Here is a 223-nt window from a genome sequence, read left to right on the forward strand (position 1 = left end):
GGCCTCTAGACGATGGGGACACATAAATGTGTCACTAGGACAACTGAATTTTTAGACTCGTTTCAGGCGAGCTTTCTTAATAACACTACACTTCCCTATTAAAATAAGTAAGTGGCGTCCCCAAGGGGATTCGAACCCCTGTTACCGCCGTGAAAGGGCGGTGTCCTAGGCCTCTAGACGATGGGGACACATAAATGTGTCACTAGGACAACTGAATTTTTAG

At 46.2% G+C, this 223-nt stretch carries 1 tRNA gene; it reads right to left on the bottom strand.

Features of this window, described 5'->3' with window-relative positions:
* Window positions 1–112: 112 nt before the first annotated feature.
* Window positions 113–188, bottom strand: a tRNA-Glu gene (locus H5118_RS20465).
* Window positions 189–223: the final 35 nt, after the last annotated feature.

Origin of the sequence: Pseudoalteromonas sp. SR41-1, assembly GCF_014164015.1 — a bacterium.
Taxonomy (GTDB): Bacteria; Pseudomonadota; Gammaproteobacteria; order Enterobacterales; family Alteromonadaceae; genus Pseudoalteromonas; species Pseudoalteromonas distincta.